The sequence below is a fragment of the Kluyvera sp. 1366 genome (assembly GCF_054823405.1).
Genome location: NZ_JBTRDW010000025.1, coordinates 1 through 1765 on the forward strand (window position 1 = coordinate 1; position 1765 = coordinate 1765).

At 53.9% G+C, this 1765-nt stretch carries 1 rRNA gene; it reads left to right on the plus strand.

What is annotated here, in order from left to right:
• Positions 1-1729: ribosomal RNA gene (locus ACVLVH_RS24105) — 23S ribosomal RNA — on the plus strand; the annotation flags it as partial.
• Between the last annotated feature and the right edge of the window lie 36 nt (positions 1730-1765).

Sequence of the window (1765 nt, forward strand, 5' to 3'; positions counted from 1 at the left end):
GTTGTTGGGTAGGGGAGCGTTCTGTAAGCCGTTGAAGGTGTGCTGTGAGGCATGCTGGAGGTATCAGAAGTGCGAATGCTGACATAAGTAACGATAAAGCGGGTGAAAAGCCCGCTCGCCGGAAGACCAAGGGTTCCTGTTCAACGTTAATCGGAGCAGGGTGAGTCGACCCCTAAGGCGAGGCTGAAAAGCGTAGTCGATGGGAAGCAGGTTAATATTCCTGCACTTGGTGTTACTGCGAAGGGGGGACGGAGAAGGCTAGGTTATCCGGGCGACGGTTGTCCCGGTTTAAGCGTGTAGGCTGATACCTTTGGTAAATCCGGGGTATCTTAAGGCTGAGGCGTGACGACGAGCCACCACGGTGGTGAAGTAACTGATGCCCTGCTTCCAGGAAAAGCCTCTAAGCTCCAGGTAACACGAAATCGTACCCCAAACCGACACAGGTGGTCAGGTAGAGAATACCAAGGCGCTTGAGAGAACTCGGGTGAAGGAACTAGGCAAAATGGTGCCGTAACTTCGGGAGAAGGCACGCTGTCATCAGGTGAAGTCCCTCGCGGATGGAGCTGAAGGCAGTCGAAGATACCAGCTGGCTGCAACTGTTTATTAAAAACACAGCACTGTGCAAACACGAAAGTGGACGTATACGGTGTGACGCCTGCCCGGTGCCGGAAGGTTAATTGATGGGGTTATCCGCAAGGAGAAGCTCTTGATCGAAGCCCCGGTAAACGGCGGCCGTAACTATAACGGTCCTAAGGTAGCGAAATTCCTTGTCGGGTAAGTTCCGACCTGCACGAATGGCGTAATGATGGCCAGGCTGTCTCCACCCGAGACTCAGTGAAATTGAAATCGCTGTGAAGATGCAGTGTACCCGCGGCAAGACGGAAAGACCCCGTGAACCTTTACTATAGCTTGACACTGAACATTGAGCCTTGATGTGTAGGATAGGTGGGAGGCTTTGAAGCGTGGACGCCAGTCTGCGTGGAGCCAACCTTGAAATACCACCCTTTAATGTTTGATGTTCTAACGTAGGCCCGTAATCCGGGCTGCGGACAGTGTCTGGTGGGTAGTTTGACTGGGGCGGTCTCCTCCCAAAGAGTAACGGAGGAGCACGAAGGTTGGCTAATCCTGGTCGGACATCAGGAGGTTAGTGCAATGGCATAAGCCAGCTTGACTGCGAGAGTGACGGCTCGAGCAGGTGCGAAAGCAGGTCATAGTGATCCGGTGGTTCTGAATGGAAGGGCCATCGCTCAACGGATAAAAGGTACTCCGGGGATAACAGGCTGATACCGCCCAAGAGTTCATATCGACGGCGGTGTTTGGCACCTCGATGTCGGCTCATCACATCCTGGGGCTGAAGTAGGTCCCAAGGGTACGGCTGTTCGCCGTTTAAAGTGGTACGCGAGCTGGGTTTAGAACGTCGTGAGACAGTTCGGTCCCTATCTGCCGTGGGCGCTGGAGAATTGAGGGGGGTTGCTCCTAGTACGAGAGGACCGGAGTGAACGCACCACTGGTGTTCGGGTTGTCATGCCAATGGCACTGCCCGGTAGCTAAGTGCGGAAAAGATAAGTGCTGAAAGCATCTAAGCACGAAACTTGCCCCGAGATGAGTTCTCCCTGACTCCTTGAGAGTCCTGAAGGGACGTTGAAGACTACGACGTTGATAGGCCGGATGTGTAAGCGCAGCGATGCGTTGAGCTAACCGGTACTAATGACCCGTGAGGCTTAACCTTACAACGCCAGAGGCGTTTTGGTCTGAGAGACCGGAT